Below are 21,023 nucleotides of genomic sequence, written 5' to 3'. Positions count from 1 at the left end.
AGTTACATACGCGTTACGCACCCGTGCGCCGGTCGCCATCAATCTTAGCAAGCTAAGACCATGCTGCCCCTCGACTTGCATGTGTTAAGCCTATCGCTAGCGTTCATCCTGAGCCAGGATCAAACTCTTCTCTGTTATATCTTTTTATTTCGTTTTTTCCTTATACGCCCAAAAATAAACCACCGTTATCGAATCTTATCGAAACCTTTAAGTTCTGACGGGAAAATATATATTCCCCTGTACTACACTTTTCGTTTCTAATATGAATTATGTCGAAGATCGCTTGTGCAACAAAACCCGAACCTTAAAAAATCCAAAACGGGTTTCGGCTTGCAAAGGTAAACAAATTTTTGTCTGCCGCAAGACTTTCGGAAAGAAAAAATCAAAAACAAAAAAAATATTCAATAAAATACATCCGTTCCTGATCTCACCATACCGCGAATCGATGTCAAAACAAACAACTCTCGTCCGAATTGCGATTGCAAAGGTAGAGATTATTTTCATTCCTGCAAGAGATCAAAACAAACATTTCAAACAAAAAGACAAAAACAAACAAACTAAAAACCTATGAAACAAACAGATAACCAACAAAAATATTTTTCAAAAAAATTAAAAAAATTCACAATAAACACGCATAAACAACCATAACAGATCTATTCCCCATGGAGCCGGATAAACAAACAACCCGGTTTTCAAAACATGAAATCAACCTCATAACACTTTATCACCCCGCTTTCTCCTATACCCCCCATCAAATAAAACAACGCTTAAACGCAAGAAGAAAGAGGGTGAGCTGAAAATAATTTCGACACCCCCTCTTTTGAAATATTTATGAAATACTTTTTACAGCAATTTGCGAAAATCGAAAAAAGCCGGCTACTTGTCCGGCAGCAAAGCCTTTGCACGCTCCAAAGCTTTATAGATATCTGCGCATATATCCTGCTCATCAAGTAGTGTTTGTACTTCTCCGGCAATGAGCGTGTTTCGTACATCTTCATTTACTCCCGACAAAACCACATGGATATGTTCTTCGCGAGAGATTTTAATCAGCGATGTAAGGTTATTGATTCCGGTAGAATCCATAAATGGCACCTTTCTCATTCTAATGATACGCACTTGCGGCTTACTGCCCAGCTGTCGAACGATTTCATCGAATTTATTGGCAATCCCGAAAAAGTAAGGACCGTCGATTTCGTAAACCTCTACCTGTTTGGGTATGATAAGATGCTCTTCTTCCGTTTTTACTTCAGCACCTTCATTGGGTTTCAACTTATCCCGGAATACAGTGATGCGTGTGCTTTCGGTAACTCGCTTAAGCAGCATCACCATAGCAAGCAGCATACCCACTTCAATGGCAATGGTAAGATCCAGAAGGACTGTTAAAGCAAAAGTTATCAACAAGATGAGAACGTCGCTTTTGGGATGCGAGAGCAGTTTTCTGAATGTATGCACATTACTCATATTATACGATACGACCACGAGGACACCGGCGAGACAGGCCATAGGAATATGTTTGGTAAGCGGAGAAAGGAACAGCAGGATAAGCAATAAAACGAAAGCATGAATAATACCGGCAACAGGCGTGCGTCCCCCATTGTTTATATTCGTCATGGTTCGGGCGATGGCTCCCGTGACGGGTATCCCCCCCAGAAACGGAATCACCACGTTGGCCATACCCTGCGCTATCAGTTCGGTATTGGAATCGTGCTGCTCTCCGATAACACCATCGGCCACAGAAGCGGACAGCAGAGACTCAATGGCTGCCAGCATAGCTATGGTAAAAGCAGAGGGAAGAAGCAATCTGAAAGTAGCAAAATCCATGGACAAGGATTGGATAGCCGGCAGAGAAGCCAAAATCTGAAAGCGATCTCCGATCGTTTCAATCTGCTCCACACCCAGATTCGTCTTTAAGAAATACGAGGCTACGGTCATTAAAATAATGGCAATCAACGACCCGGGGATTTTTTTAGAAAATTTCGGAGTGTACACAATGATCAATATGCTGACAAGACCGATGCCCAGCGCCCAAAAGTTTACAGAGGAGATACTGCCTGCATACGCTATCCATTTGGCAATAAAACTGCCGGGGATTTTCTCGATCTGCAAACCCATCAAATCCGGTATCTGGGTCGTAAAAATGGTCAACCCGATACCAGCCGTGAAACCCACAATGATAGGATAAGGAATAAACTTAATTATGCTGCCCAACTTTAGAAATCCCATAACCAGCAACAGTACGCCTGCCATAAACGTGGCAACAGCCAGACCGCTCAGGCCGAAAGTTTCGATTATGCCATAAACAATGATGATAAATGCGCCGGTAGGCCCTCCGATCTGCACAGAACTTCCGCCCAACGCAGAAACGATGAAACCACCCACAATGGCGGTAATCAATCCTTTCTCTGGGCTCACCCCGGATGCTATACCAAAAGCAATGGCCAAAGGGAGGGCCACGATACCCACAATAATCCCGGCCATCAGGTCTTTATAAAAATGTTGCCATGAATAATTTTTCAGACATAGCAACAAACGCGGAGAAAATACAAAAGAAGACATTTCTTTATTATATGTAATTAAATTAAAATACGGTTACTTAAAATAACGACTGTTAGAGACATCTCTCTAAACAAAAAACTTTACGGCAATCAGCAAAGCACAGGTCGCTCAGGCAGACTGAAATACTCGTTTGATTCTGACGGCGGCTTCCTTGACATCTCCGCCAAAAGGAGGATTGAGTTTGGCCAGTCTTACGTCCACGGATCTTACCTGCGTTTCCCATCGTTCATGAATAGCAGAGATGATGCGTCCGCACACATGTTCCAACAATCCGGACGGTATCCGCATCTCGGCCTGCACTATTTGAAAAATATCGGCATAACTGATCGTATCGGACAAATCATCACTGATTACAGACTGTTCGGCATCCGTTTCCAGACCGATATCCACAAGGAAATTATTCCCCACTTTGCGCTCTTGCTCCATTACGCCATGATAGGCATAGAATTTCATCTGTTTTAATTCAATCTGCATCACGATCTACTTCTTCTTCAGGTTCAACATGTATGATAATATGTGTTTGCTCTCCGAATTTTTCTCTCAGCCTGTCCTCTATCTGTTTGGTTATGTCATGCGCTTCGGAAACGGAGATATAGCCGTGTACCCTGATATCGACTTCGATAGCATAGCGGCTGCCGATGCTACGGGTACGCAACCGGTGGTAACTCAATATCTTTTTTTCTTCCAGAAGCAACGCATGTATTTGATCTTCCACTTCTCTGGGCAAACTTTTCTCCAGCAGCTCTTCAAATGCAGGAATTAACAGTTTGATACCGGTATAAATAATAATTATACTGACCAGGGCTGCTGCAACCGGCTCCAGAATAGCCCATCGGTTATCTAAAAACATGGCAGCACAGATGCCGATCAAGACGGCCAAAGAAGTAAAAACATCATTCCAGTGATCATAAGCCTTGGCACGAAGGCCGGAACTCTTCAATACCAGGCTTTCCTTTTTAGTATACCTGAAAACGATGAATTTGGAAAGAATCGATATGATAGCGATGATAAGCGCAAATTTTTCGGGATGAAGAATATTCTCTTCCCGATAGAGAACACCCGTTATCGTTTCCGCGGAGTTGGCAAGAAGCGATGCACCCACCACGATCATGGCGACAGCTATCAGGGCAGAAGATAAGGTCTCATATTTTCCATGCCCATATCGGTGTTTTTCATCCGAGGGTTTACTGGATATCCGGATAAAAATCAGCATGGCTATATCCGTAATGATATCGGAGAGCGAATTAGCCGCATCAGCTATCATCGCGCTGCTATGCCCCCAAATACCGGCGACAAACTTCAATCCCATCAAAAGGATGTTGAGTGTGCTGCCTATAATTGTTACACGAAAAATTTCTTTTTCTCTTTTTGTGTAAAAGAAACTTTTGAACATGAATACTTGGTATATCGTTTAAGTGTAAAGCAAAAGAGAAATGAATAAATTCCATTTTTAATTACCGGTCTGTTCCTTGACCGCAGTGCTATCGGACACGATGAGGAGTATATCCTTCGGATAAAGCTCCAGTTTCCCTTTCGGCACCATGAATTTACTCCCCCGTTTTACCAAAATGACCAGTTCTTCATCCTTCAGGTCCAAATCCATCAGCATACTGCCTTCTTTTATCATTTCGGGCGTAACCTTCCGTTCTTCCATTTTTGTTCCGATTTCATCGGGAATTTCAACACCAAAAAAAGTTTTCTTATCCGGTACCGGCTCATCGAGTTTCAGCCATTTGGCCACTACTCCGATGCTGCTGCCCTGTATAGTCAAAGACAGTATCGTAATGAAAAATACGATGTTGAACAGCGTTTCGGCTCCCTGAATATCACTCATCATCGGATAGGTAGCGAAAATAATAGGCACAGCGCCCCGCAGGCCGACCCACGACAAGAAAACCCTTCCTCTGATGCTGTATCTTTTGAATGGCAACAAACTGACAACAACGGCCAAAGGCCTTGCCACAAAAATCATCACAAGACCGGCCAGTAAAGCAAAAGGCGCAACGGTCAAAAGGTTTTCCGAATTGACCAGCAGGCCAAGCATTATAAACAGAATGATCTGCACAAGCCAGGTAATACCGTCGAAAAAGGTTTTAATACTTTTTTTGTGCACCAGCCGACTGTTACCCACGATGATACCGCTGATATATACAGCCAAATAACCGTTTCCTCCTAATACGGCGGTAACTGCAAAGGTCAGAAAAACCATGCAAAGCAGTACGATGGGATACAGCGAATCATTGTAAATATCTATCCGATTGAGAAAGAATACACTCAAACGCCCCATCAGGAAACCGATCAATCCGCCCAGAAAAAACTGCATAAAAAGCGTTCCGATAATGAGCCAGATGCTTCCACCACCGCTCGATACGAACTGTATCAAGGCTATGGTCAACATATATGCCATAGGGTCGTTACTTCCACTTTCGAGCTCCAACGTAGGTTTCAGGTCTTCTTTCAAGTGCATCTGCCGGCCGTTAAGCAAAGCAAAGACAGAGGCAGAGTCCGTACTCGACATGGTAGCCGCCAAAAGCAAAGCAATGGGAAAAGTCAGATGAATGGGTGAAACGGGAATAGTACCCATTAAATAAAGGATACCGCCGAAAACCAAAGTCGTAATCACCACGCCCAGAGTGGAAAGAGTGATACCGGGACCCATTACCCGCTTGATATCGCTAAAACGGGTATCCATACCACCGGAGAAGAGAATGACACTCAAGGCCAAAACACCCACAAACTGTGCCGAACCGGCATCGTCAAACTGTATGCCGAACCCTCCGGAACCAAACAGCACGCCTGTGGCAAGAAAAAGGAGCAAAGCCGGCAATCCGAACTTCGTTCCGATTTTTCCGGCCATAATGCCAACCAAAAGAACAATCGAGCCGATTAAAAGGAAGTGTTCCGGAGCGATACTAACCATTCTGTTAAATAAATAGAGGTGTACCCCATTTCTTTCGATTAAGAGTACACCATAAATAGATTATGAGTAATTATTAAATCTCTTGAACCAGTGCTATGAATATTTCACCCATTTTTTCAGAAGCCGCATTGGCTGCATCGATAACATCCTGAGCATCATTCACGAAATCATCGGCAAAATGATATCCTTCATTGGTGATAACAGACATACCGAAAACCCTGATGTCTGCATGGCGGGCCACGATAACCTCAGGCACAGTGCTCATGCCGATGGCATCGCCTCCTACTTTACCCCAGAAAGCATATTCCGCCGGAGTCTCATACGAAGGGCCGGTCAGTCCTACATAGACACCTTTTTTAACGGGAATCCCCTTCTTGCTGCAAATGGCTTCTACCTTCGCAATGAATTCGCGATCATAGGCGCGGGTCATATCCGGGAAACGAGGACCGAACATTTCCATGTTTCTACCAATCAGGGGATTGGGCAAATTGTTGATATGATCGCGAATAATCATTAAATCGCCCACCTTGAAAGTGTTGTTTATCCCTCCGGCAGCATTTGAAACCAAAAGGTTCTCTATACCTAAAAGTTTCATGGTACGAACGGGGAATGTAACCTGATCCATGCTATACCCCTCATAGTAGTGAAAGCGTCCCTGCATGGCCAAAACCGGCACGCCTCCCAAAAGACCGGCGATCAGATTTCCTTTATGTCCCACTGCCGTAGATTGTGCAAAGTGGGGAATTTGCGAATAGGGAATAACAGTAGCCTCCTGAATGCTGTTTGCCAGATTGCCCAAGCCGCTACCCAATATTATTGCGGTACGTGTTTCTCGAGAAATCCTCGAAGCCAGAAACGAAGCGGCCTCGTGGTAATGTTCTTCTTGCATGTTCATACGTATATCTCTTTATTATCGTTTTATAAGTCTGCGAGCTATCGCTCTTACTTTTTCTTTTATTTCTTCTTCTCCTTCCACTACCCGATCCAGCATCACAATCCGACCGTTAATAACAGTCGTTTTCACACAACTTCCGTTGGCCGAATAAACCAGATTGGAAGTAAGATCATGCAGCGGTGTCATTTCCGGCAAGCTCAAGTCCACAAGACACAAATCGGCCTTGTAGCCCTCTTCCAGTTTACCAGCACCGGTGCGCAGTATGCGAGCACCCGTTTCCGTGGCACTGCGGAATATTTCAGGAGCACTTACTGCCGTGCTGTCATAACGCCACACCTTGCCCAAAAGAGAAGCTAACTTCATGGCCTCCAGCATATCCAAATTGTTGGACGAAGAGCAGCCATCGGTACCCAGACCGACATCTATACCCCTGCTCCTCATCTCCTCATAGAGAAATTTGTATCCACTGGCCAGCTTCATGTTCGACGCCGGATTGTGTATCACATTCACCCCATTGGCAGCCAGCAAATCCAATTCTTCTTCATCCATCCAAAGACCATGCGCAATGGTGAGGTTCGGACTCAAGACGCCCAATCGATCAAGATACCTGATAGGAGTAGTATTGTGCAACTTCATACACTCGTCCACCTCTCCTTTCGTTTCCGACATGTGCAGGTGAATAATCACGTCATGCTCTTTTGCAAAGTTATGACAAAACCGGAGTTGTTCTCCGCTAACCGTATAAATAGCATGAGGTCCCACTGAAAAACGGATGGTATCGGGGTACATCTCCTGAAACTCATACAAATACTTCAAAGAATTGTCACGATCCTTTGCAGCACGTTCTTCACTGCCCTGATCAAACAGCGTATAGGAAACCACTGCTCTCATACCCGTATCCACCGCTGCTTGTGCTGTGCTGTGCGGGTTCATATACATATCCATAAATGCCGTGGTGCCGGATTTGATCATCTCCAGGCAGGCCAGCCGGGCTCCCCAGTAACAATCTTCCTCCGTCATCTTTGCCTCCACAGGCCAAATATATTCTTCCAGCCACTTCATTAGAGGCAGATCATCTCCATAACCTCTGAAAACAGTCATGGCCGAGTGCGCGTGACAATTATGGAAGCCGGGAACGGCTGCCGTATTCGCCCCGTCGATAATCCGTTCACAGTCGGCCGGTGTTTCGATGATCGGAGCAATTTTAGCTATGCGATCTCCTTCGATCAAAATATCTTGAACGATACCGTTCAATAAGGTATTCTTTATCAGAACTGACATGTCGTTCAGAATTTACCGTTCGGGAAAATAGTTATAAAACTCGGCTGCGGCTTCTATACCTTTACGCCAAATATCCAGCCTCATATTCTCATTGGGTGAATGTATCGCATTGCTCTCCAGACCGAACCCCATCAGTACGGTCTTTACCCCCAGCACTCTTTCAAAAGCTGCTATAATAGGTATGCTACCCCCTCTGCGTACAGCCAGCGGACGTTTTCCGAATGCCACTTCGCAGGCTTTCTCTGCAGCCTGATATGCCGGCAAATCGATAGGACACAAATAGGCTTCGCCCCCGTGCATCGGTTTGACCTGAACCCGTATATATTTCGGCGCAATGGATTGAATATAGTCTGCAAACATTTTACTGATTTTCTCATGATCCTGACTGGCTACCAAACGGCAAGAAACCTTGGCATAGGCTTTACTCGGCAATACGGTCTTGGCGCCCTCTCCGGTATAACCGCCCCAAATGCCGCAAACATCGAAACTCGGACGACAGCTGTTTCTTTCCAGCGTATGGTATCCTTTTTCGCCGAACAGTCCATCCACGTCCAAAGCTGCTTTGTATTGGTTTTCATCGAATGGCACCTGCGCAATCATGTTACGCTCTTCATCGCTCATGGGCACGACATCGTCATAAAAGTGCGGAATAACGATACGGCCGTCGGCATCCACCACCTGGGCAATCAGTTTGCAAAGTTCGTTAATGGGGTTTGCCACAGCTCCGCCGAAATGGCCGCTATGCAAATCCCGGTTAGGCCCGGTAACCTCTATTTCCCAGTAAGCCAGACCTCTTAAGCCCGTGGTCAAAGAAGGGGTTTCGGCACTGACCATACTGGTATCGGAAACCACGATAACGTCGCTTTTGAGCATTTCCTTATGTTTCTTGCAGAAGTCTTCCAAGTGGGTAGAGCCGATTTCCTCCTCCCCCTCGAATATGAACTTCACGTTGCATCTGATGAGTCCTAACTTAAGGGCTGTTTCGAAACCCTTTACCTGTATCATGGATTGCCCTTTATCATCATCGGACCCGCGCGCCCAGATTCTACCGTCTCTGACAACTGCCTCGAAAGGTTCGCTGTTCCAAAGCTCCAGGGGCTCCGGCGGCATTACATCATAGTGGGCATATATTAATATGGTAGGCAGGGAAGCATCGATGATGTATTCTCCGTAAACAATGGGATTGCCGTCCGTAGGGAAAACTTCGGCTTTTTGTACCCCCACTCCCAGCAAATGAGACTTCCAGTGTTCGGCACAGCGGATCATATCCGGTTTATGTTCACTTTTTGCACTTACAGAAGGTATTCTGATCAGGTCAAACAGCTCTTGCAGGAAACGAGGCTCGTTGGCAGCTATATACTCTTTGATTTGAGACATGATGAATTTGTTTATTTATGATTTTATCAAAGATAGGAAAATAAGTAGTATTTATGTTCAAAAGATTTTGTAGGACTTCCTCGGACAGGCAGCAAGACATCGAGTAGTACTTTTTATTTATGCGCAAAACATCCTTTTTCAGCACAAGTCAACTCCTTACTGATAGCAGAAATTCTTTGTCTGAAGAATTTTATCCATCAGGCAAAGAATTTCTGCTCCTCCCCGAGATAGAAAATTTTCAAAGAAAAAACAACTCGAAAACAACCCGTCGATATCCAAAAAGAACACGGCACGCAAAACGGCCGTCATAACGCATCCGGCTATTTAATAAATGCTCGTCTGTGTTTATTCCTTTGTTTTAGAATTTTAGCTAAATTTGCACCCTAATAAATATGGTACAGGATTAATACTAAAAAATATAAATAAAAGGACAAACACGATGCAAAACAAAGGATTTGTGACTTTTGTCACAACAGCTCTGGCCCTTATCTGCGCGTTCTACCTTTCTTTTTCTTTTGTAACCAAACATTATGATAAGAAAGCAGAAGCCATGGGCGAGCAAGCCGGAATGGCCTACCTCGATTCAATGGCTTCGGAAAAAGTATGGATGGGCTTTACCCTGAAAGAAGCGCGAAATCAACAAATCGGCCTTGGCCTTGACCTCAAGGGAGGTATGAACGTTGTTCTGAAGCTGAATGCCGCAGATTTATTACGCAACCTCGCAAACAACAGCACAGACCCCAATTTCCTCAAGGCTCTGGAGCTGACTTCTGCAAGTGCAGCTCAAAACAACTACATTGACGAGTTTGTAAAACAATACGCAAAACTGAACCCGGAAGGACGCCTGACCGTACTGTTCGGTGCCGGAGACCTGCGTGATCAAATCAACTCGAAGACCACAGATGCACAGGTAGTGGATATGCTGAAGCAAAAGTACAACAGCGCTGTGGATGCATCGTTTAACGTATTGAGAACCCGTATCGACCGTTTCGGTGTGGTTGCACCGAACCTGCAACGCCTGGAAGGTCAAGGACGTATCCTCGTGGAGCTACCGGGAGTAAAGGATCCGGAGCGTGTGCGCGAGCTACTCCAGCGCAGTGCGAACCTGCAGTTCTGGCGTACCTATAACTATAGCGAAATCGAGGAAGACCTCATCAATGCCAACGCCCGTCTCAGCGCCATGACAGCAACAGCGCCGGTAGACACAACGGGTATGAATGAAGAAGAAAAAACGGCAGCCATGGGAAAACAGGCCAAAGAGAACAATGTTCTCTTCAGCTTGCTTACTCCGTACAACGGAGGTGGCGCAGTGGTCGGTATAGCACCGCGGGCTGCCATGAATCGTATAGACTCTTTGCTCAAAGTAGCCAAAGAACAGAAAATGATTCGTGAAGATCTGACTCTGATGTGGGGCGCAAAACCCATGATAAACTATCAGACCAACAAACTGACAGACAACTATGAGCTGTATGCGATCCGCACAAACCGCACCGGCGAACCGGATCTTAGCGGCGACGTGGTAACATCGGCAAAAAGCGATATTATCAACAACTTCGGTAAATCGGAACCGATCGTATCGATGTCGATGAACGAAGAAGGCAGTCGCAAGTGGGCACGTCTGACGAAAGATAATATCAACCGTGCTCTGGCCATCGTACTTGATGGCGTAGTATATTCCGCCCCTAACGTATCGAATGAAATCACAGGCGGACAGTCTCAAATCTCAGGACGTTTCTCCATAGAAGAGTCCGGCGACCTGGCAAACGTGCTGAACTCCGGTAAAATGGAAACCACCATCGTCATCGAGCAGGAAAACGTTGTCGGTCCCACCTTGGGACAGGAATCGATCCGCAACGGTTTCATCTCATTCATCATAGCCCTGGTATTACTGATGATTTACATGTGCCTGTTCTACGGCTTCAAACCCGGTATGGTTGCGAACGGTGCACTCATTGTAAATACATTCTTCACCTTAGGTATTCTGGCCTCTTTCCATGCAGTGCTGACACTCTCCGGCATTGCCGGTTTGGTACTCACATTGGGTATGGCGGTAGATGCAAACGTGCTGATTTTTGAACGTATCCGCGAAGAATTGGGCAACGGCAAGAGTATGAGCCGTGCCATTACAGACGGTTACGGAAATGCTTTCAGTGCTATTTTCGACTCGAACCTCACCTCCATCATTACCGGCATAGTGCTCTTCTTCTTTGGTACGGGAACGATCAGAGGCTTTGCCACCACATTGATTATCGGTTTGATTTCCTCTTTCATCACGGCTGTATTCCTGACACGTATGGTATTCGAAGCCATGGACAAGAAAGGCATGATGGAGAACATCACTTTCAGAACCGGATTTAGCAAGAGTATTCTGAATAATCCCAAATTCAATATTCTGGGCAACCGCAAATGGGGCATGATCCTGCCCGGATCAATTATTCTTCTGGGTATCGTTTTCATGTTCATTGTGGGTTTGAACCCCGGTATCGATTTCTCCGGAGGTCGTAACTATATCATCGCTTTCGATCAAAAAGTAGATAACATTACCGTTCGGAAAGCATTGGAAGGGCCTCTGGAAGGCAAACTCGTAGTAACGACTATCGGTACGGAAGGTACCCAAGTACGCGTAGCTACGAACTACAAGATTAAAGATGACAGTCAGGCTGTCGAAGAAGAGTTGAGCCAAAAACTTTATGAAAATCTCAAAGGTCTTTACAAGACAGCGCCGACATACGCGCAATTCATCCAATCGGATATCGTAAGCTCGCAAAAAGTAAGCCCGAGTATGTCCAGCGATATTCGCCGGGGTGCTATCATTGCCGTACTTTTGGCATTGGTGTTCATGGCTTTGTACATCTTACTGCGTTTCCGCAATATCTCATTCTCTATCGGAGCTTTTGCTTCTGTTGCAGTAGCCACGTTCTCCATTATTTCTCTGTACACGATCCTGTGGAAGATAATGCCCTTCACCATGGAAGTAGACCAAAACTTCGTAGCAGCCTTGCTGGCTATTATCGGTTACGCCATCAATGACGTTGTGATTATCTTCGACCGTATTCGTGAAACACTGAAGAAATACCCCAACCGCGAAAACTTCCAACTATTCAATGAAGCGATGAATGTCACGCTGGTACGTACTTTGAATACATCTTTCACCACGCTTCTCGTTATGCTTATCATCTTCCTTTTGGGCGGTGCCACACTGCGCAGCTTTACCTTTGCCATCCTTTTGGGTATCCTCATCGGTACATTCTGCACGCTTTTCGTAGCCAGCCCCATCGCTTACAAGATGTTAGACAAACAAGAAGACAAATCATCGAAAAGAAAAAAATAATCCTTTCTGACTCCATAAAGTCAGCCGGCTCTAAATCAAATTAGAGCCGGCTGATTTTATAAAGACAAGTTCGAGAAATACATCTTTCACAAAAAGACTTAAATAGCAGCCTTATCAAATTAATTACTTAATAAATATTTCTAAATTAGTAGCCTGTTTCACTCATAAAAACAACAATATGGCAAAAAAGCTTTTACTCGCAGCCGGCGTCATCTTCGCATTGGCTTCATGTAACAAACAACCGGCTAATACTTACACCATTAGCGGAACACTTTCCGACAGCCTGCAAGCCGAAGGCAAAATTGTTTATCTGTACAAGGGAAAAGAAGCCATCGACAGTACAGCGGTGGTTAATAATGCTTTCACTTTCACTGGTACAGTTTCAGATTCCCTAAAATACGCAACTGTGTTAATGAAAAAAACTTTCAGCTCTTTGGTATTCATGGAACCGGGTAAAATCACAGTAGACGCAACTGAAGAAGCAGCCACAGGTACCCCTCTGAACGATGCCTATAGCAGCTACAATAAAGAGATGAAAAGTTTGCAGAAAAACATGAGAGAGAAAATCGAACCTCTGACAAAAGACTCCACAATGGATGAAAAAATTGCAGAGAAAATGATAGACTCTATCTACCAAAAATACACGGCTGATGTAAAAGACCTCAACCTAAAGCATTTCGATAAGCATACAAACGACATTATCGGAACGCTTATCTTCATCCAGATTTTAAATGGAGATTTAACGCCCGAACAGTTCGCCGAACTTAAAGGAAAAGCCGGAGAGTACATATTGGCAGACGAGAATGTCAAGAATGCAATCGAACGTCAGGAAAACCTCATTGCAACGCAACCGGGTGCCGACATGCGTGACTTCAACGGTGTAAACGATGAAGGCAACGAAGTTAAGCTGAGTGACTTCGTTGGCAAAGGACACTATGTGCTTGTCGACTTCTGGGCATCATGGTGCGGCCCCTGTCGTCACGAAATCCCCAATCTGGTTAATATCTACAAAGAATACAAAAGTAAAGGTCTGGAAATCGTAGGAGTAGCCGTATGGGATAAAATGGAAGATCACCTTAAAGCCGTTAAAGAATTGAATGTAACATGGCCTCAAATCTTGAATGAGAAAGAAGCAACACAATTATACGGCATTGCGGGTATTCCTCAAATCATCCTGTTCGGTCCTGACGGCAAAATCGTAAAACGCGATCTCCGTGGCGAAGACATCAAAAAAACGCTTGATGAAATTATTGCTGAGAAAAAAATGCTCTAAGAGCACTATCCTTTCCAATATAAAATAATCCCATAGGGAGGTGTGTCAAAACTCCATTCTCCCTAAATCAACTTCATTTGTAAAGAATAATCGCTATCAGAGAGCTAAAAACTCAATGATAGCGATTGTTTTATTTGATTAGAAAGGGTTGTAACTATCAATATGAAATGAAACTTCTCCCAATTCCATGTTTTGACACAGCCCCTTTCACGTGCGTCAAAATGCGTAAAGTACAAGGTGCTAAGACTGAGGCTCAACGGAGCGAACTGAATTACCCTAACCAAGAAATGTCGCAAGGGAATCAGCAATTTGCGCATTATCACACACCGTCCTATTCTTTATGCCTAACTTACAAGCTATCCTGACTTTCGCACACCTTCTCTTCTCATACCACGTAAAACTCATCGACTTTGCTCTTTTCTTCAATCCAAACGATACCTTCACGTTTTTTCTCTTCGCAGGTTAAATGATTTTAACCATCCAACTCGATGTACACCGACAGGTATTGACAGGCTAAGAGGGAGATGATGCCGGGCTTTACTTCTCCGGCTATTATCTTTAATTTGAAAATCTCTGTTCAAAAATGGCTAAAAAACTATTGGTGTCCGATAAAAAACAACCAAACATTGCCCAATAAGCCTACTCAACACCTCTGTTTAGAAGACCTATCAAAAAATATCGAATAGCTGTCTAAAATGTTAAAAACACGTTCAAAGAAAAAGAGGATGCATCGAAAATAAATTCGATACACCCTCCATTGAATCTTTATACGGGAATTATAAAACAAAGATGATCCAAAACTTCTATTTTGGCATACCCTCTCTTCGATAATGTTTTTTACGGATTAGAGCCTATCAAGAAGCGTTTCAAATCTTTTTCTTAAAAATTCTTGATAAACAGAGTACAGCAACAAGAATACTCCCTAAACAGTCGACGCTTTACTTTCGGTCTCCGGAAGATAAAACTCCCCGGTAAACAAACTCCTATCCCGGCCGGGGAAAAGAGTATTTGCTAAAGGCCGACAATCTGAATGGTAATATACGACAGCGGCAATGCAAACAAAAGACTGTCGATACGGTCTAAAACACCACCGTGACCCGGAATTATCTTGCCCGAATCCTTAACGCCGGCAATACGTTTGAGACGCGATTCGAAAAGGTCTCCCCAAGTAGCTGCCACAGCAACGACAGCACCTAATACAGCCCACAAATACCACGGTTGCAGGCTTTGCACAAAAAAGTCGCCCAGCAGAACGGCACCGATTACCGAAACGACAACACCGCCTGCAAAACCTTCCCATGTTTTCTTGGGTGAGATGATTTTGGCCATCTTATGTTTTCCCATTAAAGAGCCTACCAGATAAGCCCCCGTATCATTCAGCCAAATAAGAATAAAAATCGTTAACAGAAAATATGTCTGAAAGTCTGTGAAGTCCGAACTGATTTTAGAGAAAGCAATAAAATTAGCCATACTTAATCCTCCCGCAATATACAACTGCCCGAAAACAGTTTTCGACAAATCTGAGGGGAATGTATCGGACTCTGTAAACAAGCCACGGATAATGACATAAATCAGATAGAAGATATACGGAACAAACATAATTCTATCTGGCCCCGAAATGCTTGCAAAGAGCGTAGCGGAAAAAAGATAAGCAGCGGCCAAGCCGTCCAGGATATGCCTCAACGGTCTGGTACGGTTATTTTTTGCGAGCTTGGAATACTCCCAAATACCCACAAGTGCAAATAAGGAGAACAGAGCTACATAGATGGCCGGGTTTTTGATCAATATCGCAAAAACGATGGCAGCAACGTATGCACTGCCCGATAAAGAACGAATGAATAGATTCCTTGCTTTCATAAATTTCGTATTGTTATTTATTGCTCCTCATTTGTTTTCTTAGTATCGTTGTCGGGAGAATCGGATTTGGCATCACCGTCCATCTCTCCTTCACATGATACTCCGGCTTCGTTCTCTTCAATATCGGTAGTAATGCCAGTTTCCTCCTCTTTTCTCTCTCCGGCTGGTTCCACAAGAGGTTTCTTTCTTTGAATGTTGGTCATAATCTCTTCCGTTCGAGAGATCCAGGGGCGTTTACCGAATATATTTTCCACATCTTCTGTATAAATAACCTCTCTTTCCAACAGCATATTGGCCAGCTTGTGATGCCCTTCGGCATACTCTCTGAGGATAGCCTTGGCTCGCTCGTACTGAGTGGAAATAATTGCCTGCACCTCCCTGTCTATAAGTTCTGCCGTATCTTCACTGTACGGTTTGCTGATGCCCCAACCGTCATTTTGCATTTCGTAATAATTTACGTTCGGCATCTTGTCGCTCATACCATAGTAAACCACCATGGCATAGGCCAATTTGGTGATACGCTCAAGATCATTGGCCGCTCCGGTAGATATACGCCCCAGAAACAGTTCTTCGGCTGCACGCCCGCCCAAGGTAGCACACATCTGGTCCAAAAGGGCTTCTTTCGTCGTAATCTGGCGTTCTTCCGGCAGATACCAGGCAGCCCCCAATGCTTTACCACGCGGCACGATGGTTACTTTTACCAAAGGATTGGCATACTCCAACATCCAACTGATAGTGGCATGCCCTGATTCGTGTATGGCAATACTGCGTCTCTCCTCCTCGGTGGTCATTTTGTTTTTCTTCTCCAGTCCGCCGATAACCCGGTCTACGGCATTCATGAAGTTCTCCTTGTTCACAAAATCCCGACCTTCACGGGCTGCGATCAATGCGGCCTCATTACAAATATTGGCAATATCGGCCCCGGAAAAACCCGGAGTTTGTCTGGCCAACAGATCCACATCCACCGTATTGTCTATTTTAAGAGGTTTGAGATGTACGAGGAAAATTTCTTTACGGTCGTTCAAGTCCGGCAGATCCACGTAGATTTGTCTATCGAAACGGCCGGCACGCAAAAGAGCTTTATCCAAAATATCCGCACGGTTGGTTGCTGCCAAAATGATAACACCGCTATTGGTACCGAAACCGTCCATTTCCGTCAACAACTGGTTCAACGTATTTTCACGTTCGTCGTTACCGCCGAAGTTGGCATTTTTTCCACGAGCACGTCCGACAGCATCGATCTCATCGATAAAAACGATACACGGAGCTTTTTCCTTAGCCTGCTTGAAAAGGTCGCGTACACGGGATGCCCCCACCCCCACGAACATTTCAACGAAATCGGAACCCGAAAGCGAAAAGAACGGCACGTGAGCCTCTCCTGCTACAGCTTTGGCCAACAACGTCTTACCCGTTCCCGGAGGACCTACCAGCAATGCACCTTTGGGTATCTTACCGCCAAGTTTGGTGTACTTCTCAGGATTTTTCAGGAAGTGCACAATTTCCTCTACCTCTTCTTTTGCTTCATGTAAACCGGCAACATTGTCGAATGTAACATGTACGTTTTTCTTATCGTATAGTTGGGCCTTGCTTTTTCCCACACTGAAGATACCTCCGCCTCCGCCGGCATTTCCGCCTCCACTCATTCTACGGGTCATCCATATCCAGAAGATAATAAGCAAAATGAAAGGTCCGAAGCCTATAATGATACTCCAGATATTGAAACGGTCATGCTCATACGAGACCTGCGCTGTCAGTTGGTTTTGATCGTAAAAGTCGGAAAATTTGTCAACAGACGGAATTTGTGTGGATATAGTAAATACTTCCGCTGACTTTCGTCTGGATTCCGGTATCTCTCCTGCTTTGAAAACAGAGTCTACCATTTGCGGTTTAACCTGAGCTGTCAGTGTATTCTGATCCCTGTTAACCGTTATTTTATCAAAAGCTCCCTTGATGGCCACCTGCTGGAACTCATTCCAGCTCATGGTTTTTGAAACACCGTTCAAGCCATCCATAAAAAACAATGCGGTGAGTATCAATAATACGATACCGTAAATCCACATTTCATTAAATTTGAGAGGTCTTTTTTTCCCTTTATTATTGTTTGTCGGTTTGTTGTCTTGTGCCATATAATTCAGTGGGCGGTTTATTTTCTTTAATAGCGTTTATTGAGAAAGAAACAAGTGGACGGCACTTTTCGTTCTTGCATTTTATGACAATTTTTATGCAAAGTTAACAAAAAGAGTCCAGCATCTTGCCTTATGAAAAAGACTATCAATAAGCGTGCCAATACTTTTTCTTCCCCGGATATGTCATGCGGAGAAAAGAGATTTTTGTTTTGAGAAATAATATCGACGGAATAAAAGACAGAGAAAGGAAACAGCCGGGAGCATCCGAGTGGAGATTTACGAACAAATTCCGGGTTCTTTTTAATATGGAATATGTTACGTCGACTTTTATTGTCCAATCATCCCGGAAGAGATTGGGAGAAATTCTTTGCTATTTATGAAGAAGTTCCTCCTAAACACAATCTTTTCGGATGGAGGCTCGGTAATACGAAAAATGTCCTGAAACAACAAAATCATAAGTCTCAAAAGACCTTTTCTATCCTCTCAAAGTTTTATCGAACACCAATGACTTCTACGACATCCGTTCAGTCGAATCGTTGGGAGTATGAGTTCTGAATAACTTTTTTGTTACTTTGTATCCTTGAAAACAGATACGGCTAACACAAAAAGAAAATGAAAATCTTTAAGAATATTTTCGGCAAACAGCATTCCGATGACTCTCCTGTCACAGAAAATACAACTGCCAATAGAGAACAAACTGCTGCAAATACACAACAAACAGAAAATAAAGAAGCCGTTCGACAGGCCGATACGCTGAAATTCGATGCCATACGGGCACTCAGGATAAACGAAATAGATTTCGCCATCAATGCTCTACTGAAATCCATTGAGCTTGCACCTCGTTTCGAAACACATTATTACTTAGGTACGGCATACCAGCAAGCCGGAGAAATCGATTCAGCCCTGAAACAATTCTGCAAAGTTTTGGAAGAAGTACCGACTCACTCATTAACGCTTCTTCAACGAGGCAACATCCTCCTGTCTCGCAACTCCGCCAACGAGGCATTGCAAGATGCCTTGTCGGCTCTGGAAAATGCCGAGGAAAGCGAACAAAAAATATCTGCTCTGAAATTGGCAGCGGAAGCAAAAGCTCTCGAAGAAAAGTGGGAAGAAGGCATAGAACTGCTAAAGCGCGCCCGCGAGCTTTCCGATGTAAATCTCTATGACATTTTCGTACTCCAAGCCCGCTACCAGCTCCGGATAAACGATTTTGAAAATACGGAAAAGTCTTTAAAAGAAATCGAAGAACTCAATCCCAACGAAGAGCTGGTTCCGCTGATGCGTGCCCACATAGCCAAAAGCCTCGATAATATCGAAGAAGCCATGCAATACTACCAATTAGCTCTGGACATAGATCCGTTCAATGTGGCAGCTTTTACGGGTATTACAGAGTTGATGACAAATCGCACAGAGGCACTCGAATATATACAGGCAGCTTACGACGATCAGCCTCACAATTTCTATCTGGGTAAATTATTAGTGCAGTTGCTCGAGGAAAACGACAAAACCGAAGAAGCCGGGAAGCTGGACAAAGAGTTGGCAGAGTTCAACCCCGAAGAGGAGGGGTCGCCCAAAGATATTGCCCAGGGCATGTATCAGGGAGGTATCTACTAAATAAAACATCTATGGGCAGGGGGAAAAAATGGTATGTGGTCTGGCAGGGAGTGGAACCGGGTATTTATGAGAGTTGGACGGACTGTAAACTGCAAATCAACGGATATCAGGGAGCGCGCTATAAAAGTTTCCTGACTTACGACGAGGCACGCGTAGCCTACGAAGACGGGCCGGATGCTTTTTACCGTAAAAACTATGGCTCGGAGCAACAGGCACACACGCTCTCTCCAAAAGTTATTCTGCCCAGTTTATGTGTAGATGCCGCTTGCAGCGGTAACCCCGGTCCGGTGGAATACCGGGGTGTGCTAACAGCCAATCGTGAGCAAATATTCAAGATAGGTCCTCTACAAGGAGGTTCGAATAATATCGGGGAGTTTCTGGCCATCGTACATGCTCTGGCTTTTCTGAAAAAGCAGGGGGCGGACATGCCTGTTTACTCGGACAGTGTAACCGCCATGAACTGGGTACGTAACAAAAAATGTAAAACATTGATACCGCGTACTCCGCAAAGCGAACCGCTGTTTAACCTGATAGCTCGAGCCGAGGACTGGCTGAAAAGCAATACCTACAATAATCGGATCATCAAATGGGACACTCCCAATTGGGGAGAAATACCCGCAGATTTCGGTCGTAAATGACATTACCCCGCATACTCGTCTACAATCCCGGGCATGAAGAAGCTCTACCCTTAGCCCCAAAGGCAACTTATAGCCCGCCGCGCATCGTTTGGCGCATGATGGCGGATTTAGGCTTACTGGCACGGTTCGAGGCAACCCCGGAAGATCTCATCTATATACCGAACGGCTCTTTTGAGGTATTCACGCTACACGACCATAAAGGCAATTCAATTCCCACGGAATCGGTCACGGATACATACCGGCTTTCTTTGTGGGGCGCAGAACCTCACACGGCAGAGTATATTCGATCAAGCCTGCAGGCCAAAGGCATAAACGTTCTTTCACCTGTATTTCCGACCGATATAGCCAAACTTTCGCACCGTGCCTTAGCCGCAGCAGGTATGCACAGCATGGGATTGCCCGCAAGAAATATACCGGTATGGATTTCTTGTCCTGAAGAAATGGAATGCACTCTGGCCAATTTCGAGAAACAGGGAATAACGCACCTACTGGCCAAACTGCCGTTCACCGGTTCGGGAAGAGGACTTATCCCGATAGAATTGCCTGTGGAAAAACAGTTTGAAGAAAAACTGCTGAAAGCATTAAAGAAGTATGGGAGTATAAGCATAGAGCCTTTTCTCAATGTATCCGAGAACTGGGCAACCGAGTGGTATTGCGACGGTAAGGGAGGTGTCGTATTCACGGCTTTATCGCATTTCATTACACGCACCAATGGGGCTTATGACGGAAATATTCTCGCTCCGCAATCCCGTTTATACAATCTTCTGGAAAGCAAATGCCGGTCGGCCAAAACAGATCTCTCCGACTTGTTAGACAAACAACAGCGTTTTCTTTCTTCTGTTTACAATAATTACAACGGTTTTCTGGGAGTGGATATGTTCTTCCATACAGATGACACCGGTAATACTCACCTGCACCCGTGCGTTGAAATAAATGTAAGACAAACAATGGGATTACTGGCACATCAAATCTACGAAACGCTGAGCCTGGCTCCTAAAATATATCGCTTTTGTCTGCATATTGCCGCCAATCCTCTCAAACTCGAACTGCATCTGCCGGATATAACCGGTGTCGACGGCTATACTCCTCTCACTCCCATACAAAAAGAAACGACGGCACATGCTTACCTCCTGCCGTATACCGGAACATTTTAAG

General features: G+C 44.7%; 15 protein-coding genes and 1 rRNA gene. 6 read left to right on the top strand and 10 right to left on the bottom strand.

Annotated features, from left to right (window positions below; translation table 11 throughout):
• A 16S ribosomal RNA gene (locus A3GI_RS0108905) occupies positions 1–135 on the bottom strand; the annotation flags it as partial.
• 127 nt (positions 136–262) lie between these two features.
• Here A3GI_RS0108905 and A3GI_RS0108900 point away from each other — a divergent pair.
• On the top strand, positions 263–571 hold the full coding sequence (locus tag A3GI_RS0108900; RefSeq protein WP_018360710.1) for a hypothetical protein: 309 nt from the start codon (positions 263–265) through the stop codon (positions 569–571).
• A gap of 305 nt (positions 572–876) precedes the next feature.
• Here A3GI_RS0108900 and A3GI_RS0108895 read toward each other — a convergent pair whose 3' ends face one another.
• From A3GI_RS0108895 to A3GI_RS0108865, 7 genes are all read right to left on the bottom strand, one after another.
• A complete protein-coding gene (locus A3GI_RS0108895) occupies positions 877–2,556 on the bottom strand; it encodes a SulP family inorganic anion transporter (protein WP_018361105.1) in 1,680 nt (559 codons plus the stop codon).
• Between the two features lie 108 nt (positions 2,557–2,664).
• A complete protein-coding gene (gene folB / locus A3GI_RS0108890) occupies positions 2,665–3,030 on the bottom strand; it encodes a dihydroneopterin aldolase (protein ID WP_018361104.1) in 366 nt (121 codons plus the stop codon).
• Positions 3,020–3,949, bottom strand: coding sequence for a cation diffusion facilitator family transporter (locus A3GI_RS0108885; protein WP_018361103.1), 930 nt, complete (start codon positions 3,947–3,949; stop codon positions 3,020–3,022). The genes folB and A3GI_RS0108885 overlap by 11 nt, the downstream gene beginning before the upstream one ends.
• Before the next feature lie 57 nt (positions 3,950–4,006).
• On the bottom strand, positions 4,007–5,476 hold the full coding sequence (locus tag A3GI_RS0108880) for a potassium/proton antiporter (protein WP_018361102.1): 1,470 nt from the start codon (positions 5,474–5,476) through the stop codon (positions 4,007–4,009).
• A 73-nt stretch (positions 5,477–5,549) separates the two neighbouring features.
• Positions 5,550–6,371, bottom strand: coding sequence for a purine nucleoside phosphorylase I, inosine and guanosine-specific (locus A3GI_RS0108875; protein WP_018361101.1), 822 nt, complete (start codon positions 6,369–6,371; stop codon positions 5,550–5,552).
• Between the two features lie 15 nt (positions 6,372–6,386).
• Positions 6,387–7,652: an amidohydrolase gene (locus A3GI_RS0108870; RefSeq protein WP_018361100.1), complete on the bottom strand. Its 1,266-nt coding sequence runs from the start codon at positions 7,650–7,652 to the stop codon at positions 6,387–6,389.
• 12 nt (positions 7,653–7,664) lie between these two features.
• Positions 7,665–9,029 carry a dipeptidase gene (locus A3GI_RS0108865; RefSeq protein WP_018361099.1) on the bottom strand — a complete coding sequence of 455 codons (1,365 nt, stop codon included), beginning with the start codon at positions 9,027–9,029 and terminating at the stop codon, positions 7,665–7,667.
• Between the two features lie 439 nt (positions 9,030–9,468).
• Here A3GI_RS0108865 and secDF point away from each other — a divergent pair, with 439 nt between their 5' ends.
• Together secDF and A3GI_RS0108850 are read left to right on the top strand one after the other, a co-directional pair.
• Entirely contained in the window at positions 9,469–12,360 is a 2,892-nt protein-coding gene (gene secDF / locus A3GI_RS0108855; protein ID WP_018361097.1) for a protein translocase subunit SecDF, read from the top strand.
• Positions 12,361–12,538: 178 nt separating this feature from the next.
• Entirely contained in the window at positions 12,539–13,633 is a 1,095-nt protein-coding gene (locus tag A3GI_RS0108850; RefSeq protein ID WP_018361096.1) for a TlpA disulfide reductase family protein, read from the top strand.
• Positions 13,634–14,644: 1,011 nt separating this feature from the next.
• Here A3GI_RS0108850 and A3GI_RS0108845 read toward each other — a convergent pair.
• Positions 14,645–15,490 carry a phosphatidate cytidylyltransferase gene (locus A3GI_RS0108845; RefSeq protein ID WP_018361095.1) on the bottom strand — a complete coding sequence of 282 codons (846 nt, stop codon included), beginning with the start codon at positions 15,488–15,490 and terminating at the stop codon, positions 14,645–14,647.
• A gap of 17 nt (positions 15,491–15,507) precedes the next feature.
• Complete coding sequence (gene ftsH / locus A3GI_RS0108840; protein ID WP_018361094.1) at positions 15,508–17,616, bottom strand: ATP-dependent zinc metalloprotease FtsH; 2,109 nt, start codon at positions 17,614–17,616, stop codon at positions 15,508–15,510.
• Positions 17,617–18,228: 612 nt separating this feature from the next.
• On the opposite strand from ftsH, the gene A3GI_RS0108830 reads away from it, so the two are divergent.
• Genes A3GI_RS0108830 through A3GI_RS0108820 form a run of 3 tightly spaced genes read left to right on the top strand, consistent with a single transcriptional unit; the run spans position 18,229 to position 21,022 of the window.
• Positions 18,229–19,230 carry a tetratricopeptide repeat protein gene (locus A3GI_RS0108830; RefSeq protein WP_018361092.1) on the top strand — a complete coding sequence of 334 codons (1,002 nt, stop codon included), beginning with the start codon at positions 18,229–18,231 and terminating at the stop codon, positions 19,228–19,230.
• An 11-nt stretch (positions 19,231–19,241) separates the two neighbouring features.
• The gene (locus tag A3GI_RS0108825; protein ID WP_018361091.1) at positions 19,242–19,868 is read left to right on the top strand and encodes a ribonuclease H1 domain-containing protein; all 627 of its coding nucleotides are present in this window, start codon (positions 19,242–19,244) and stop codon (positions 19,866–19,868) included.
• Positions 19,865–21,022, top strand: coding sequence for a hypothetical protein (locus A3GI_RS0108820; protein ID WP_018361090.1), 1,158 nt, complete (start codon positions 19,865–19,867; stop codon positions 21,020–21,022). Before A3GI_RS0108825 ends, A3GI_RS0108820 begins: the two co-directional genes overlap by 4 nt.
• Position 21,023 lies beyond the last annotated feature (1 nt).

Source organism: Porphyromonas macacae DSM 20710 = JCM 13914 (assembly GCF_000379945.1).
Lineage (GTDB): Bacteria > Bacteroidota > Bacteroidia > Bacteroidales > Porphyromonadaceae > Porphyromonas > Porphyromonas macacae.
This window is presented reverse-complemented; position numbering and strand designations above follow the sequence as displayed.